Source organism: Acinetobacter sp. YH12241, assembly GCF_013417535.1.
Lineage (GTDB): Bacteria > Pseudomonadota > Gammaproteobacteria > Pseudomonadales > Moraxellaceae > Acinetobacter.
Map to the genome: position 1 here is coordinate 1 of NZ_VPDQ01000040.1, position 17,162 is coordinate 17,162.

General features: G+C 42.8%; 9 protein-coding genes and 1 pseudogene. 5 read left to right on the top strand and 5 right to left on the bottom strand.

Features of this window, described 5'->3' with window-relative positions:
* Positions 1–269 precede the first annotated feature (269 nt).
* Positions 270–1,814 (top strand): hypothetical protein, encoded by a 1,545-nt coding sequence (locus tag FTV18_RS14360; RefSeq protein ID WP_004783043.1) that lies wholly within the window; start codon positions 270–272, stop codon positions 1,812–1,814.
* A 360-nt stretch (positions 1,815–2,174) separates the two neighbouring features.
* Here FTV18_RS14360 and FTV18_RS14365 read toward each other — a convergent pair whose 3' ends face one another.
* A complete protein-coding gene (locus FTV18_RS14365) occupies positions 2,175–3,794 on the bottom strand; it encodes an inorganic phosphate transporter (protein WP_180018636.1) in 1,620 nt (539 codons plus the stop codon).
* Between the two features lie 516 nt (positions 3,795–4,310).
* Between FTV18_RS14365 and metH the strand changes: the two genes are divergently transcribed.
* Both metH and FTV18_RS14375 read left to right on the top strand, forming a co-directional pair.
* Complete coding sequence (gene metH, locus FTV18_RS14370; protein ID WP_180018633.1) at positions 4,311–7,997, top strand: methionine synthase; 3,687 nt, start codon at positions 4,311–4,313, stop codon at positions 7,995–7,997.
* Positions 7,998–8,163: 166 nt separating this feature from the next.
* Complete coding sequence (locus FTV18_RS14375) at positions 8,164–9,135, top strand: IS481 family transposase (RefSeq protein ID WP_180018631.1); 972 nt, start codon at positions 8,164–8,166, stop codon at positions 9,133–9,135.
* A 219-nt stretch (positions 9,136–9,354) separates the two neighbouring features.
* On the opposite strand, the gene FTV18_RS14380 is transcribed toward FTV18_RS14375, so the two are convergent.
* The 3 genes from FTV18_RS14380 to FTV18_RS14390 form a co-directional block, all read right to left on the bottom strand.
* The gene (locus FTV18_RS14380; protein WP_180018629.1) at positions 9,355–10,629 is read right to left on the bottom strand and encodes a glutaminase; all 1,275 of its coding nucleotides are present in this window, start codon (positions 10,627–10,629) and stop codon (positions 9,355–9,357) included.
* Between the two features lie 266 nt (positions 10,630–10,895).
* The gene (locus tag FTV18_RS14385) at positions 10,896–11,702 is read right to left on the bottom strand and encodes an SDR family oxidoreductase (protein WP_159122835.1); all 807 of its coding nucleotides are present in this window, start codon (positions 11,700–11,702) and stop codon (positions 10,896–10,898) included.
* Entirely contained in the window at positions 11,690–12,397 is a 708-nt protein-coding gene (locus FTV18_RS14390) for a hypothetical protein (RefSeq protein WP_180018627.1), read from the bottom strand. The genes FTV18_RS14385 and FTV18_RS14390 overlap by 13 nt, the downstream gene beginning before the upstream one ends.
* 175 nt (positions 12,398–12,572) lie before the next feature.
* Here FTV18_RS14390 and FTV18_RS14395 point away from each other — a divergent pair, with 175 nt between their 5' ends.
* Entirely contained in the window at positions 12,573–15,467 is a 2,895-nt protein-coding gene (locus FTV18_RS14395; RefSeq protein WP_180018625.1) for a valine--tRNA ligase, read from the top strand.
* 95 nt (positions 15,468–15,562) lie between these two features.
* Entirely contained in the window at positions 15,563–17,098 is a 1,536-nt protein-coding gene (locus tag FTV18_RS14400; RefSeq protein WP_257218613.1) for an ATP-dependent endonuclease, read from the top strand.
* Here the strand turns inward: FTV18_RS14400 and FTV18_RS14405 are convergent.
* Positions 17,066–17,162, bottom strand: a pseudogene (locus tag FTV18_RS14405) (IS1595 family transposase); the annotation flags it as partial. The gene FTV18_RS14400 and the pseudogene FTV18_RS14405 overlap by 33 nt on opposite strands.

The following is a 17,162-nucleotide window of genomic DNA, read 5'->3' on the forward strand; positions in this document are numbered from 1 at the left end:
TCATGAAATACGGTATTCTGATGGGACAAAACCTGAATCCTGGTCGTTAAAGTGTTTGTTTGCACTCATATTTTAACTGTTAGGACTCAGGTTTTTTTATTTAAAGCAAACTATGGGACAGCAGTGAGCTTCAAGCTTCCTTTTTATTTGAAACATCTAGTAATAAATTAAGACCCAAGACTGGAATTTAATGCCAACTCAGGAAGCAACTTAGCAGCGATAATGTATACATCTGTATATTAATTGCTGTAAATCGCGAGATATTTTGCATGTCCACTTCCCTAGACGGTCTTCAATTTCCCATTTCTGCTTCACAACAAAAACCAAGCACATCGAAAATCGGCCGTAACATTATTTCTGAAGCCTTAGCCGCAGTCGATCCTGTACATGCTACTGCAGCACAACAGGAAAAGAACTGGCGTAAGCAATATCCAGTACACTTTAAACATCTGGTTGAAGATGGATTACGCTCCGCAGGTGCAGCACTAAGTATTGCCAAGCAAGGTCTAGAAACTGCACATGCCAGCTTTGAGTTTTACCGTGATGGCCAGAAGCATCTACTAAAAGATGTGATGTCTCTCCCTGCGCAGAACCTGAATACTTTTCAACTGAAAGGCCAGTCTGAAAAAGCCCCAGAATGGTATGTGCCTTATCATGGCAAAAAACTGCAAGGACAAGCATTACTGGATCAGATCCAATCATGGGAAGAGCGTGGCATTGTCGAGCCAAGTCATGCCAATGCGCTACGTGAATGTATTGCTCATCCGGAATGGTTTGACCTATCCGATCGTACCACTGTTCTATTTGGTGCCGCTTCTGAAGCAGGTCCACTGACCTGGTTGTCGAAATGGAAAGCCAATATCGTCGCAATTGACCTGCCGAATACCCGTGTCTGGGGCAAAATTCTGGATACAGTAAGTCAAGGCAACGCTACTTTATATGCACCATCAGTTGAAGCCCTTCCTGCTGATACTTCACTGGAAGTTTTAAAAGAAAAACTCGGTGCCAACCTGCTCACCCAGATTCCTGAAATTGCTCAATGGCTGATTCAGTTTGAACAGGATTTAGACTTGGCGGCAATTGCCTATCTGGATGGTGAAAAGCACGTACGTGTTTCTATGGCGATGGATGCCATTATGAAATATGTCAGCAAGCAGAAAGCCAATACCAGCCTGATGTATATGTGCACCCCGACGGATGTATATGCAGTTCCAGAAGAAGTCGTTCAGGCTTCACAAAGCAAATACCAGCAGTTGTCGAAATTGGAAAGTACTTTAACCAAAGGCATTTCACTGATTTCACGCAAGCATTTTTTCCAGAAAAATAAGCAGGATCTGTTTAAGGTTGGCGATAAGTCTTATGGTGTTTGTGACTGTCTGGTCATTGAGCAAGGTCCGAACTATGCACTGGCTAAACGCATCCAGCAATGGCGTGCAACATTGGCACGTGCTAACGGGCAGCAAGTGAGCATCAATATCGCTCCTTCAACAACGACTTATTCTGTGACCAAGAATCCACTGCTGAAAGCTGCATTTAACGGTGCCAGCCTATTTGATGTAGAAGCATTCGCTCCTGAAACCACCAATGCGATTATGGCGGCATTGTGGATTCACGACCTACGTAATCCTGAATCTGTGGCCAATCCTGATATACAACTCAACCATCCACTTGAGTTGATGATGTCAGGCGCAAATCATGGCGGTTTATGGCGTGTGGCTTATCTGGCACGTACTGCTCTGCCTTTTGCTGCGCTGTATGGTTTTGCAACGGATAAATTACCAAAGGGATTATTGGGTAAGAAGTTGAAGAAGTAATTCTTCTTAAATAGATAGATCTCTCTCCAGAGCAAGTTTTAAGGTAATACTCAAATATGGGTTAGTGAAAAAGTATTTTTACTTTACCCTCACCCCCTTGCGTAGCAATGTTACTCATCCCATAGGGAGAGGGATTATCATGTGATTTATCTATAACTTCCAAATGGAAATTCCCTCTCCTGAGCAAGCTTTAAAGCACTGCTTTTAAAGCGCAGCGCAAGTGAGGGTTAGGAAGGGGTCATCTTTTATTTAAATCCCTCATCTCTTGCAGAAGAGGAGTACTCCTATCTTCCACAAGGAAATATAAAAATCACCCATAAAAAAACGCTGCCTAAGCAGCGTTTTTTACATCGAATCTTCTTAGAAAACTTTCAGAAGAATCCAGTACAAACCACCTGATAAACAGATCGTTGCTGGCAGTGTAAATACCCAGGCAGACAGAATTGATTTGACCATTTTAAAGTTTAGGCCCGACTTGTTCGCCACCATGGTACCTGCAACTGCAGAGTTCAGGACATGAGTGGTAGATACTGGCATACCAAAGCCATCAGCAGCAGCGATCGTAGACATGGCTACCAGTTCGGCAGACATCCCCTGACCATAAGTCATGTGCTCTTTACCGATCCGCTCACCGACAGTTACGACAATTCGTTTCCAACCCACCATGGTACCTAAACCCAATGCCAAGGCTGTTGCCACTTTCACCCAGGTCGGAATGTATTGCAGGAATGAATCCAAGTTGTCTCGATACTCATCAACGGTTTTTTCCTGAACCTCGCTCATTGCCGGTAAAGCTTCTGCTTTGTCCAGACGTTTAAATGCTGTGGTGCTCAGGTACATGTCGTTACGGAATTCTGAAACTTGTGTTTCTGGGACATCTTTAATATTGCTGTAGCTACCGACTTTATCACCCAAATGATCTGTCAGGCTTGCCAGTGCAGGAACAACCTCAGCATTCAATTCTTTGGTTTGAATGTAGGTCGTGATGATGGCACGTGCTTTTTCGTCCGGAATATCTTCATGCTGCGGATAAATCGCATCAGCCGTTTGCGCAGACAACTGACCAAAAGATTGGATATGTGCTGCATCCAGATTTTTGTTTAATGAATATGCCAAAGGTACACAACCGATCAGGATCAGCATGATCAGACCCATACCTTTTTGACCGTCATTTGAACCATGCGCGAAGCTCACACCTGTACAGGTAAAGATCAGAATGGCACGAATCAGCGGTGGTGGTGGCTTATTGCCTTCAGGTGGCTTAAACAGTTCAAGTTGCTTTCTGAAGATCTTTTTCACTAACAGGAATAGTACCCCAGCAAAAGCAAAACCGATCAGAGGTGAAAACAGCAATGCTTTACCAACTTTCAGCACCTGTTCCATATCCACACCAGAAGCACCACCACCTGAATTCAACAGGTAGTTCATGATACCTACCCCCAGAATCGAACCGATCAGGGTATGTGAACTGGAAGCGGGAATGCCAAGGAACCAGGTACCCAAATTCCAGAGAATCGCGGCAATCAGCATGGCAAAAACCATAGCGAAACCGGCACCTGTGCCGACATTCATAATCAGCTCGACAGGCAATAATGCAATGATCCCATATGCAACAGCACCACTGGCCACCATTACCCCAAGGAAATTACAAAAACCTGCCCACATGACTGCAACCGGTGCAGACAATGCATTGGTATAAATCACGGTCGCAACCGCATTGGCCGTGTCGTGAAAACCGTTGACGAATTCGAAGCCCAGCGCAATGAATAACGCCGTGCCTAAAAGAAGCATTGAATACAGACCGATCGGTGGGACATGAGCTAAATCTGAAGTCAATTGGAAGCCGATATAGATCAGCGTGGAGATAATTAGAGTCAGAAACACCGGCATAAAAAATTTCGGTGTGGGCACATGAACATTGGCCGGCTTATCAGAAGGCGACTGTTGTGCTGAACCTAAGGGAGTTTGATTAGAATTCATGCAAGCAGGAATAGAGGATTCAAGAATCCCCATATTGTTCAGTTAAATTGTGACAATTATATGACAAAGTGCTGTCATATAAACCAGTTTTTTAGACTTTCTCGTTGCCGTTTATCCTGTAACCACATGCTCTGAATTTTAAAAATATATAAATACAATCAAATACTTATTAAAAGAAAAACACTTAAATCGTCCGGCTTTATTCATGTTTTGCAATATATCTGATCATTCCTACTCGGCTGTCATATTTGCGAGCCTGTCATATTTGGCTAAAGATTAGCTTTGTAATATGACACTCTGATGAAAGCTGCTTACATTTTATTTTCCAGTCGTACCCTTTTATCAAAAACTTTAATTTCCAGATTTCCATCTGTTTTCAGCTTTCTATACCGGCTTGAGTTTCTTTATCAAATTTTCATATCAAGCATATCCAGCATTCTGTATAAGCGTTACAGAAAACTGCGCACTAATCTGTTAAGATTATTGCCGTTTTTGATGCTTACTGAGAAAGTTTGAATGTCCACACTTGCCACCCTAAAAGAACTTCTTGCCAAGAGAATTTTAATTATCGATGGTGCGATGGGTACCATGATCCAACGCCATAAATTGGAAGAAGCTGATTATCGTGGTGAGCGTTTTGCTGATTGGGCATACGACCTTAAAGGCAATAACGACTTACTTGTGCTGACTCAGCCACAGATTATTCAAGGCATTCACGAAGCGTATCTTGAAGCCGGTGCCGATATTATTGAAACCAATACCTTTAACGGCACCCGTGTTTCAATGTCTGACTATCACATGGAAGATCTGGTTCCTGAGATCAACCGTGAAGCGGCGCGTCTTGCCAAAGAAGCCTGTGCAAAATACTCAACGCCTGAAAAACCACGTTTTGTGGCAGGTGTGATTGGGCCGACATCACGTACTACGTCGATTTCACCAAATGTAAATGACCCTGCTTTCCGTAATATCACTTTTGACGAATTGAAAGTGAATTACATCGAATCAACCAAGGCCTTGATTGAAGGTGGTGTTGATATCATCCTGATCGAAACCGTATTCGATACTTTAAACGCCAAAGCTGCCATCTTTGCAGTGAAAGAAGTGTTTAAAGAACTGGGCACTGAATTGCCAATCATGATCTCAGGTACGATTACTGATGCGTCTGGCCGTACCTTGACTGGTCAAACGGCTGAAGCGTTCTGGAACTCAATGCGCCATGCAGAACCAATCTCAATTGGTTTCAACTGTGCCCTGGGTGCAGATGCCATGCGTCCACACGTAAAAACTGTGTCTGATGTGGCGGATACTTTTGTGTCTGCGCATCCTAATGCCGGCTTGCCAAATGCCTTCGGTGGTTATGATGAAACTCCAGAAGAAACTGCAGCTTTCATTAAAGAATTTGCTGAAAGTGGTCTAATCAACATCACCGGTGGTTGTTGTGGTACCACTCCCGATCACATCCGCGCGATTGCTCAAGCAGTTGAAGGCATTGCCCCACGTAAAGTACCTGAAATTGAACCAGCATGTCGCCTCAGTGGTTTAGAGCCATTTAACATCACCAAAGATTCATTGTTCGTGAACGTCGGTGAACGTACCAACGTCACCGGTTCGAAAAAATTCCTGCGTCTGATCAAAGAAGAAAACTTCGCTGAAGCACTAGATGTTGCCCGTCAACAGGTTGAAGCCGGTGCACAGATCATCGACATCAACATGGATGAAGGCATGCTCGACTCAGAAGGTGCGATGGTGCACTTCCTGAATCTGGTGGCATCTGAACCAGATATTTCACGTGTGCCAATCATGATTGACTCATCTAAATGGGAAATCATTGAAGCTGGTCTGAAATGTGTTCAAGGTAAAGCCGTTGTTAACTCGATTTCCCTAAAAGAAGGTTATGACGAATTTGTAGAACGTGCCCGCCTCTGCCGTCAATACGGTGCAGCCGTGATTGTGATGGCATTTGATGAAAATGGTCAGGCCGATACTGCGGAACGTAAAAAAGAAATCTGTAAACGTTCTTATGACGTATTGGTAAATGAAGTTGGCTTCCCGTCTGAAGACATCATCTTTGACCCGAATGTGTTCGCGGTAGCAACCGGTATCGAAGAACACAACAACTATGCTGTCGATTTCATCGAAGCAACTGGCTGGATTAAACAGAACCTGCCAAATGCGATGATCTCTGGCGGTATCTCGAACGTATCTTTCTCATTCCGTGGTAATGAGCCGGTACGTGAAGCGATCCATGCGGTGTTCCTATACTATGGTATCCAGCAAGGTCTGACTATGGGTATCGTAAATGCCGGTCAGCTGGCGATTTATGATGACATCGACAAAGACCTGAAAGATGCGGTTGAAGATGTGATCCTGAACCGTAACCAGGGTGAAAGCGGCAACGAAGCAACTGAAAAGTTACTTGAAATTGCTGAGAAATACCGTGGTCAAGGTGGCGCGCAAAAAGCTGAAGAAAACCTTGAATGGCGTAATGAACCGGTTGAAAAGCGTCTTGAATATGCGTTGGTTAAAGGTATTACCACTTATATCGACCAAGATACTGAAGAAGCTCGCCTGAAAGCCGTTCGTCCACTTGACGTGATCGAAGGCCCATTGATGGCGGGTATGAACGTCGTTGGTGACCTGTTTGGTGCCGGTAAAATGTTCCTGCCTCAGGTAGTGAAATCTGCACGTGTCATGAAACAAGCCGTAGCTTGGTTGAACCCGTACATTGAAGCAGAAAAAACCCAAGGTGAAGCCAAAGGTAAAATCCTCATGGCAACCGTAAAAGGCGACGTGCATGACATCGGTAAGAATATCGTGGGCGTGGTACTGGGCTGTAACGGTTATGACGTAGTCGATCTTGGTGTGATGGTGCCATGTGAAAAGATTCTGCAAACTGCGATTGATGAAAAAGTCGATATCATCGGTTTGTCTGGTCTGATCACCCCTTCTCTGGATGAAATGGTATTCGTTGCCAAAGAAATGCAGCGTAAAGGCTTTAACATTCCATTGATGATTGGTGGTGCGACGACTTCTAAGGCACATACGGCTGTGAAGATTGCCCCTCAATACCAGAATGATGGCGTGTACTACACAGCTGATGCCTCTCGTGCTGTAGGTGTAGCGACTCAATTGCTTTCTTCCGAGATGAAGCCAAAACTGGCAGCAGACTATGCAGCGGATTATGAAAAAATCCGTACCCGTCTTGCCAACAAACAGCCAAAAGCGGCGAAGCTGTCTTATGCAGAATCAGTTGAAAATGGTTTCAAAATCGACTTCGACAAGAATGCACCATTTAAACCAAACTTCATTGGCTCACAAACTTTCACCAACTACCCTTTAGAAACTTTGGTGGAATACTTTGACTGGACACCGTTCTTTATCTCTTGGAGTCTTGCGGGCAAATTCCCGAAAATCCTTGAAGATGAAGTCGTGGGTGAAGCCGCACGTGACCTGTATGCACAAGCACAGGCGATGTTGAAAGACATCATCGAAAATAAACGGTTCGATGCACGTGCTACTTTCAGCATCTACCCTGCAAATCGTACCGGTTCAGATACGGTTGCTGTGACTGATGAAGCTGGCAATGTAACGCATACTTTCGAACACTTGCGTCAGCAGTCTGACAAAGTAACCGGTAAGGCTAACTACTCATTGGCTGACTTTATTGCGCCTAAAGATGTGGCTCAGGATTATCTGGGTGGCTTTACCGTTTCGATCTTCGGTGCGGAAGAATTGTCTCAGGAATATAAAGCCAAAGGTGATGACTATAATGCGATTATGGTTCAAGCCTTGGGTGACCGTTTTGCGGAAGCCTTTGCAGAGCATCTGCACCAGCGGATCCGTAAAGAGTTCTGGGGCTATCAGGCTGACGAAACTCTGGACAATGATGAATTGATCAAAGAGAAGTATGTCGGCATCCGTCCTGCGCCGGGCTACCCAGCTTGTCCTGAACATTCTGAAAAAGCGCCATTGTTTGACTGGTTAGGTACGACTGAGAAGATGGGTACTTACCTGACTTCTAGCTTTGCGATGTGGCCACCTTCATCAGTGAGTGGTTTCTATTATGCAAACCCTGAAACTGAATACTTTAACGTGGGTAAAATCTCTGGTGATCAACTGGAAGATTATGCGAAGCGTAAAGGCTGGACACTGGATGAAGCGAAACGCTGGTTAGCGCCAAATCTGGATGATTCTATCGTGTAAGATTCCTCTAATTTAGAGTAGAAAAATCCCCTCGAGCGAGGGGGTTTTTTATATTCGACCTTTTTTCATTCCGGAAGCCAACCAAAAAAGATTTTTTCCATGATTGAGCCATGCCTGAGCATCATCTGTGTGATTCATAGACATCATTTCAATATAATGGGTGTCTATGAACAGAGAAATTCAACAAAGACTCGTATGGGTTAAATTATTTGAAGAGACCAATAATGCTGGCCTGGTTTGTCGGAGATGTGGCATTTCTAGACCAACGTTACGCAAGTGGTGGAAACGATATTCTGAACAAGGTATTGATGGATTAAGTAGTCAGAGTAAACGTCCCTTAAAATCGCCAAATACTAAAATCAATGCTGAGCTAGAAGCTTTAATATTAGAAATGCGCTCGGCTAGAAATCTTGGTGCTCGACGTTTGCAAACAGAATTAATGAGGCTGCACGGAGTCTCGTTGTCCTTAGCGACTATCCATAAAGTACTATCCACCCATCAAGTCAAACCGATTAAAAAATTCCGTCGTAAAGTAGATTTCATTCGTTATGAACGCCCATTACCAGGCGATAGAATTCAAATGGATACCTGTAAACTGGGTCCTGGACTATATCAGTACACATCTATCGATGACTGCACACGATATCGCGTTTTAAGGATATATAAACGCCGAACAGCAGCGAATACTCTCGACTTTTTAGACTGCGTAATTGAAGAAATGCCTTTTCCCATACAGCGAATACAGACCGATCGTGGACGAGAATTCTTTGCTGAAAAAGTACAGAAAAAAATGATGCAGCATGGAATCAAATTTAGGCCAAATAAACCAGGTTCACCTCATCTGAATGGCAAGGTAGAGCGCTCACAAAAGACTGATAAATCTGAGTTCTACGCTACTGTAGATATCGATTCAGAGGATATCCAGAACAAACTGGCAGAATGGCAGCATTACTATAACTGGATGAGACCACATTCAGCTTTGAAAGGTAAAACACCGATGGAAAGGTACTTTGAATTATGTGAAGAAACTCCTTTCTCAGATGAAGTCCAGAAGCAATACAGCCCCTCAAATGAACGGATTCAACATGCCAATTACAAGATGGATTTAGAGATCGCTAAATTGAAACGATCTCTATGAATCACACAAATAAGATTATATGATGTAAAAAAGCCTCGAAATTGTTCGGGGCTTTTTATTTATATTCTTACTCCAATCCTCTCTTGCGCTTCCTTTAAAGCAGTGCTTTAAACTCGCTCAGGGATAAGGAGTAACATATGTTTATTTGCTTCAGCAAGTTAAGAATAGATATTCCCTCTCCTTTTAGGAGATGAGAAGCACTGCTTCGCAAGGGAGAGGTTATTTATACTTTTCCAAAAACTTCTCCAACTCCTCCGTCACCACCACCCTTTTTCTACCCTTCAACTGGTCCTTATCCAGCAAACCTTCTGAATCTACGACTAGTACTTTATGTCCATCCTGTTTTAAACGATCTACACCTTCAAACAGCATTCGGGCACCGACATCATGCATCAAAGTGAGATTAGTCAAATCGAGGATAATGGTACTTTTACCTTCAGGTTCATCCTGCAAAATGCGTAGCAGCATTTCAGACTCAGTAAATTGCAGCACTCCACGCAGTTCATAAACCACGACGTTATTCTTTTTCCCCACTGTGTAACGACTTTGCAAAATGGTCTGTGCTGACGGCGTACCTTCCATGAGATGCAGTCCCATATCGTGCGACAGATTTTCAAAGATTCTGACCCCACGCACACTATTACCATGCTCATCAATTTTCGGAGAAAATACCGCAATCCCAACTTGCCCTGGCAGCACTCCAATAATGCCACCTGCCACGCCGCTCTTGGCAGGAATACCCACTGTGGTCAGCCAGTCCCCAGCAGCATCGTACATACCGCAGGTCAGCATGACACTGAGCAATTGCCGGACTAAGGCCCGATCCAGCATGCGCTTACCCGTCTTGGGATGCACACCACCATTGGCCAATATACTGGTGATCACGGCTAGATCTTTGACGGTGACCTTAATCGCACACTGCTTGATATAGCCATGCACGATTTCTTTAGGATCTTCGTCCAGCACCCCAACAGTACGTAACATGTAGCCAATCGACATATTCCGAAAAGCCGTTTTAATCTCAGAGTTATACACCTGCTCATCAAAGGACAATTCACGTCCAGCCAGTCCACTTAAAAAACGGCGTAACTGTTCAGCACGTGATACTGTTTTCTTGGCAGGAATCAGAGAATGCGTGGTAATCGCACCAGAATTAATCATCGGGTTTTTTGGAATATTGTGTTCTTTTTCCAACGAAATCTGGTTAAAGGCCTCTCCCGAAGGTTCTACACCCACTTTTTCCAGTACCTGTTTTAGCCCTAGTTCCTTGATTGCTAGCGCATAGGCAAAAGGCTTGGAAAGAGACTGCATGGTAAATTCAACGTCATCATCCCCGGCAGAATAGATGGTTCCATCTACTGTCGATAGTGCAAGTCCGAGATTGTCAGGATCAACCGCAGCAAGTTCAGGAATGTAATCTGCCAGCGCGCCTTTTTTATTATCATGGCAAGCAGAAAGCACATGATTCAAGTAATCCGGTACCGGCGTTTTCATGGCAAATGCTCCCATCTCAATCTTTTATATCATTTTTATTAAAACTGAATACTGAAGACGGTTTTGCTACTTTTATGCAGTTTTATGTTGTGAAAATGGGATATGGACAAAAGAGATAGAGGAAATAAATGAATTCATTGGACAAGATCAGGAAGCTTAAAATAGATAAATTATAAAGATGAGCATACTATTTTCAGATTACAGGTCTATTTCTATCGAGCAATAAACCTGTAACCGATGACAACCAGCTTGATCTTGCAAACAGATTATTTCACCTTAGTTTTGCGAATCATCTTATACAATACTTTTGGCGATAGACGTGACACTAGAACACCCAGTTTTTCTTTAGAGCCCCCCACCACGATATATTCTTCACCACGTTTCAACGCTTCTACAGTCTGACGGGCAAAATCAGCCGGTTCCAGGCCATTTTCAATCGCTTCATCCTGCTTGGCCTGAGGTTTGCCTTCCCCATTTAAGGCATTAAAAGACACATTAGTTTTAATAAAGCCCGGAAAAATCACGGATACCTGAATACCCTGATCTGCCATTTCAGCGCGCAGGCTATTCGCCCACATATGAATCGCGCCTTTGGCTGCTGAATAAGACGCCCGATATTGAGTTCCAAGCAGGCCGGCCACACTGGAAATAAAAGCAATCCGGCCAGATTTCTGTTTTAAAAATGTCGGTAAAACTGTTTTGGTGAAAAACACCTGAGAGAAATAATCGACTTCCATAATGGCGCGTTCAGTCTGCATGGTGGTTTCCTGAATCAGGGCACGCTGACTGAGTCCGGCATTATTGATCAGCCAGTCAATGCGGCCTTTCTCACTTAGCACCTGTTCATAAGCCGTGCGTACCTGACTTTCATCAGTAATATCGGCCACGACTGAGATGTGTTGATCAGGATTCACCAGTCCTGAACGGACTTTTTCCAGTTCTTCCAAACGTCGTGCAGTCAATACTATCTGTGCACCTTGGGCAGCACATTCTTCAGCCAGTGCCTTACCAATTCCTGAAGATGCTCCGGTAATCCAGACTACTTTTCCCTGTAAATTTTCTAGTTTTGCCATTGAATCCTGTCACCCTGTTTATATGAATGTGTTCCTGGCGGCATTTCATCTTCCAGAAATGCCAGCAACTGCTCAAAATAATAACTCATGGTATCCGCATCATAGAGGCTACCGAGTTTATCAAAACGTTTATAACCCAGTTGTGTGGTCAGGTGAATCACACCATTCAATGTTTTATCCACCACCACATTAAATTTCAGCATCTTTTTTGGTTCACGTACCAGATGCGTCACACCCTGATCCACCACCTGAATAAAAGCTTTCAATGCCGGTGAGACATACTGGTTATTGCCACTTTTCATCTGCTCCACGCAGCCCAGCAGTTCCATGATCAGCATGCGCTCTACCGGATAGCGAACAAAATATCCGTCCTCATTTTCATGGGTCATTTTGTACAGATAGTTCACCATAGGAATCAGTCGGTCATTACCAAAAAACGAAACTGACCATGGCATATATTTGCGAGTCGTTTCTAAAATCTGTTGAATGACTTTTTCAGATTCCTGATCTGGGGAGCTTGAGAGCTGCACCACACGGCCAAAAATCTGGTCAATAATTTCACAGGCAATATCGGCCAGATTTTCACCGAGCAGTTTGGCCAGGCTTTCCTGCTCACCGGCATTAAATCGGGAATGCAGGTCTTTAAAGCGTTGATGGGTATCGGGGTGAATCTTGAGAGAAATGCTATAGCTCATCTTGTTATCCTTTTTTTAATCGTCTGCGATGAGTCGCGTTTTTATCAATCTATCATACGTTGAGTTCAGGCAACTGCCAATTGGCGAAAGTTTGCTTTTGGTTAAGCTGCCGCATGCCTTGATTTTTTTGCTACAATAGATGCAATTTTTTATCCACTTTTGATCTGTTTAGACTATGACTGATTCAGCGCAAAATATTGCTACGACCTACGATCCGACCGAGATCGAGAAAAAATGGTACCAAACCTGGGAAGAGCGCGGTTACTTCAAGCCGTCTCAAAAAGGTGAATCATTCTGTATCATGATTCCGCCGCCAAACGTCACTGGTAGCTTGCACATGGGTCATGGTTTTAACAATGCCATCATGGATGCCTTGACTCGTTATAACCGTATGTCAGGCAAAAATACCTTATGGCAGCCAGGTACTGACCATGCGGGGATCGCAACTCAGATGGTTGTTGAGCGTCAGTTAGGTGCTCAAGGCGTAAGTCGTCATGATCTGGGCCGTGAAAAGTTCATCGAAAAAGTCTGGGAATGGAAAGAACAGTCTGGCGGTAACATTACCCGTCAAATCCGTCGTTTGGGTTCTTCAGTAGACTGGTCACGTGAACGCTTCACCATGGATGAAGGTTTATCCAACGCGGTTAAAGAAGTATTCGTGAAACTGCATGAAGAAGGCCTGATTTACCGCGGCAAACGTCTGGTGAACTGGGACCCTAAACTGCAAACCGCCCTGTCTGACCTTGAAGTAGAATCTGATAAAGAAGAACAAAGCTCATTGTGGCACTTCAAATATTTCTTTGAAGATAAATCGCTTCGCACTCAAGATGGCAAAGACCATATTGTCGTTGCAACCACTCGTCCAGAAACATTACTCGGTGATACTGCGGTTGCGGTCAACCCTGAAGATGAGCGTTATGCACATCTTGTCGGTAAAAATATCGTATTGCCTATTACTGGCCGTACCGTTGCCATTGTTGCTGACGAATATGTTGAAAAAGAATTCGGTACAGGCTGTGTAAAAATTACACCTGCACACGACTTCAATGACTATGAAGTGGGTAAACGCTGTGGTCTGGCACTGATCAACATCTTCAACAAAAATGCCGAAGTTCTGGCTGAGTTTGAATACATCGCGAAAGCGGGCGAACAGATTTCTAAAACCATCCCTGCGCCTGCAGACTACATTGGTTTAGAGCGTTTTGAAGCACGTAAAAAACTGGTTGAGCAAGCAGAAGCTGAAGGCTGGTTAGACCAAATCCAACCTTACACACTAAAACCACCTCGCGGTGACCGCTCAGGTGTGATCGTTGAGCCATTACTGACAGACCAATGGTATGTAAAAATTGCGCCACTGGCTGAACCTGCAATTGAAGCGGTTAAAGATGGCCGTATCAAGTTCGTTCCTGAGCAGTACAGCAACATGTACATGTCATGGATGAATAACATTCAGGACTGGTGTATCTCGCGTCAATTGTGGTGGGGTCACCGTATTCCGGCTTGGTACGATGCTGAAGGTAATGTATTTGTCGGTCGCAATGAAGAAGAAGTTCGTGCGAAACACGGTATTGCACCTGAAGTTGAATTGAAACAGGATGAAGATGTACTGGATACCTGGTTCTCTTCTGGTTTGTGGACATTCTCAACATTAGGTTGGACTGGCGACGAAGCGAAAGATAAAGAAAACTATTTCTTGAATACTTTCCACCCGACTGATGTTCTTGTCACTGGTTTCGACATCATTTTCTTCTGGGTTGCCCGTATGATCATGATGACCATGCACTTCATGAAAAATGAAGATGGCACACCACAAGTACCATTCAAAACTGTGTATGTACATGGTCTAGTACGTGATGGCGAAGGTCAGAAGATGTCTAAATCTAAGGGTAACGTGCTTGACCCATTAGACCTGATTGACGGTGTTGATCTGGAAACCTTGGTACAAAAACGTACTTTCGGCCTGATGAACCCTAAACAGGCTGCGAAGATTGAAAAATCTACCCGTAAAGAATTCCCAGAAGGTATTCAGGCTTACGGTACGGATGCAGTTCGTTTCACATTCTGTGCGCTTGCCAATACTGGCCGTGACATCAAATTCGACATGAAACGTGTGGAAGGTTACCGTAACTTCGCCAACAAAATCTGGAACGGTACCCGTTTCGTGATGATGAACGTCGAAGCTCAAACCGTTGGTCAAACTGCTCGTCCTGATCTTTGGGAATTGCCTGAACAATGGATCGTAAGCCGTCTGCAAAAAGCGGAACAAGCAGTTCAGCAAGCATTCGCGACTTACCGTTTAGACTTGGCTGCACAAGCGATCTACGAGTTCATCTGGAATGAATACTGTGACTGGTATGTCGAGCTGACTAAACCGGTTCTGAATGATGAAAACGTGTCTGAAGAGCGTAAAGCCGAAGTGCGTCGTGTGTTACTGGCTGTGATGGAAGCATCTTTACGTCTTGCGCATCCAATCATGCCGTATCTGACTGAAGAAATCTGGCAAACGCTTGCGCCTAAACTGGGGATCTCTGGCGAGACCATCATGCTGGCTCAGTACCCTGTTGCTGACGAAGCGAAGATCAACGAACAAGCTGAAGCAGATATGCAATGGCTGCAAGGTTTGATTGGTGCGGTGCGTAACATCCGTGGTGAAATGGGCTTGGGTAATGCTCGCTTGTTACCAGTTCTTCTTCAGAACACGACTGAAGCTGAAAAAGCACAGATCACACGTATTGAAGCCTTGTTTAAGGCATTGGCGAAAGTTGAAAGCATCACTTTCCTTGCTGATGGCGAACAACCACCATTGTCTTCTTCATCTGTTGTTGGTCATGTGTCTGTATTCGTTCCAATGAAGGGCTTAATTGACCCTAAAGCAGAATTGGGTCGTCTGCAAAAAGACCTGGACAAAGTTCAGAAACAGCATGACCAGATCGCGAACAAACTTTCGAATGAAGGTTTTGTCGCGAAAGCACCTGCTGCTGTGGTTGAAGGTGAACGTGCGAAACTAGCTGAGTTTGCTGATCAGTTAGCGAAGATTAAAGCGAATATGGAGCAAATTGCGGCGCTGTAATACGATAATTAAATTTAAAAAAAGTCATCCACAGGGTGACTTTTTTTTGTTTAAAAAATATATTATTTATCAAATAATCAAGAAGATAAAATTTAATGAAAATTTCTAAGATACATATAGCAAACTTTAGGGGTATAAAAGAGATTGATCTCTCACCTGCACAGATGAACTGTATTATAGGAGAGAACAATGCAGGAAAATCAACTGGTCTTTTAGCAATTAACTTATTTTTAAAAGGCACAAAAATCTCAGAATCGGATTTTTATGAAAAATCTAAAGAAATTTTTATAGATGTGACATTTTCAAATGTCACAGAAACAGATCTAAATAAAATTTTAGATAAGGAAAATAGATCTCGCATTAAAAATATTATTGAAAACAATGAACTTAAATTTCGAAGAAAATACAAAATAGATTGTACGAGTGAGTTACTTTGCTATAAAAAAGTGCCGATTAATATAATTTATAAAGCAGATTGGATAGCTAGTGAGCTTAAAGGTAAGAAAGGGGGTGAACTAAAAACTTTTCTAAAAGACACATATCAATTTACACAAAATGATGTAAGTAATATTTCTTCTCAAGCCGCTGCTAAGGAAAAAATAGAAGGGTTGATTCTCAACTTACCTTCAGATCAATTCGCCTATGACTGGGAACATTTACCAACAGGTTTCAGCAACACAGTTACACCAATGTTTCCTGAACCTATTTATATACCAGCAGTGAAAGATTTCACGGATGAAACAAAAACTAAAGAAAGTACAAGTTTTGGTAAATTAGTCAAAATTTTATTTACTCAAATTGAGAAGTCTCCAGAATTTTTAGAAATAAAAAATTCATTTGAAAAACTTAATAAAATGCTTAATCGTCAGCTCATTAAAGATGATGAAGGGAATGAGCAATTATTAGATGAACGATTAGATAGCTTAAAAATACTAGAGTCTGATATACAACAAGTCTTTCAAGAAAGTTTTTCTCAGATTAAATTAGAATTGCAAATACCTAACCCAGAAGTAAGACAGATTTTTAATAGTACTCAAATTCTAGTTGATGATGGCATAAAAACTACCATTGATTATAAAGGTGATGGTGTTAAGCGCACTTTAGTATTTTCTATACTTAGAACTTATGTTGAGAAGCTTAATTCTGATAGTCAAAATACTGATTATATATTCCTCTTTGAAGAGCCTGAGTTGTACCTTCACCCCAATGGTCAAAGAATCCTCTACAATGTTCTTGAAAAACTATCAATCAAAGACCAAGTATTTGTCACAACACATTCTCCAAACTTTTTTTCTGCTACGGCCAAAGAAACTTGTTTTATTAAAATATATAAAGATTTTTCCTCAACTCCTCCATGTTCAAAAGCCAAAGAAATTAACTTTGTTCAAAATAGTTCTTATAAAGATGCTTTCCAAATTATCTGCTATGAAAATAGTACCCCTGCTTTCTTCTCTAAAAAAGTATTGTTAGTAGAAGGTGATTCAGATTTAATTTTCCTAAAGGGATTATCAAAATTTATCAATGAAAATTACTGTTTTGAAAAAACAAATATTCCCATTATTAGAATAGGCTCTAGACTAGCAGATTTACACTTAATTTTACCTAATGAGGTTCCACAGCTCAGTTGCTAACTCATTAGGTTCCCTCATCCAACGCCATTCAGTTTCTTTAAGATGATAATCAAAGTACTCTTTT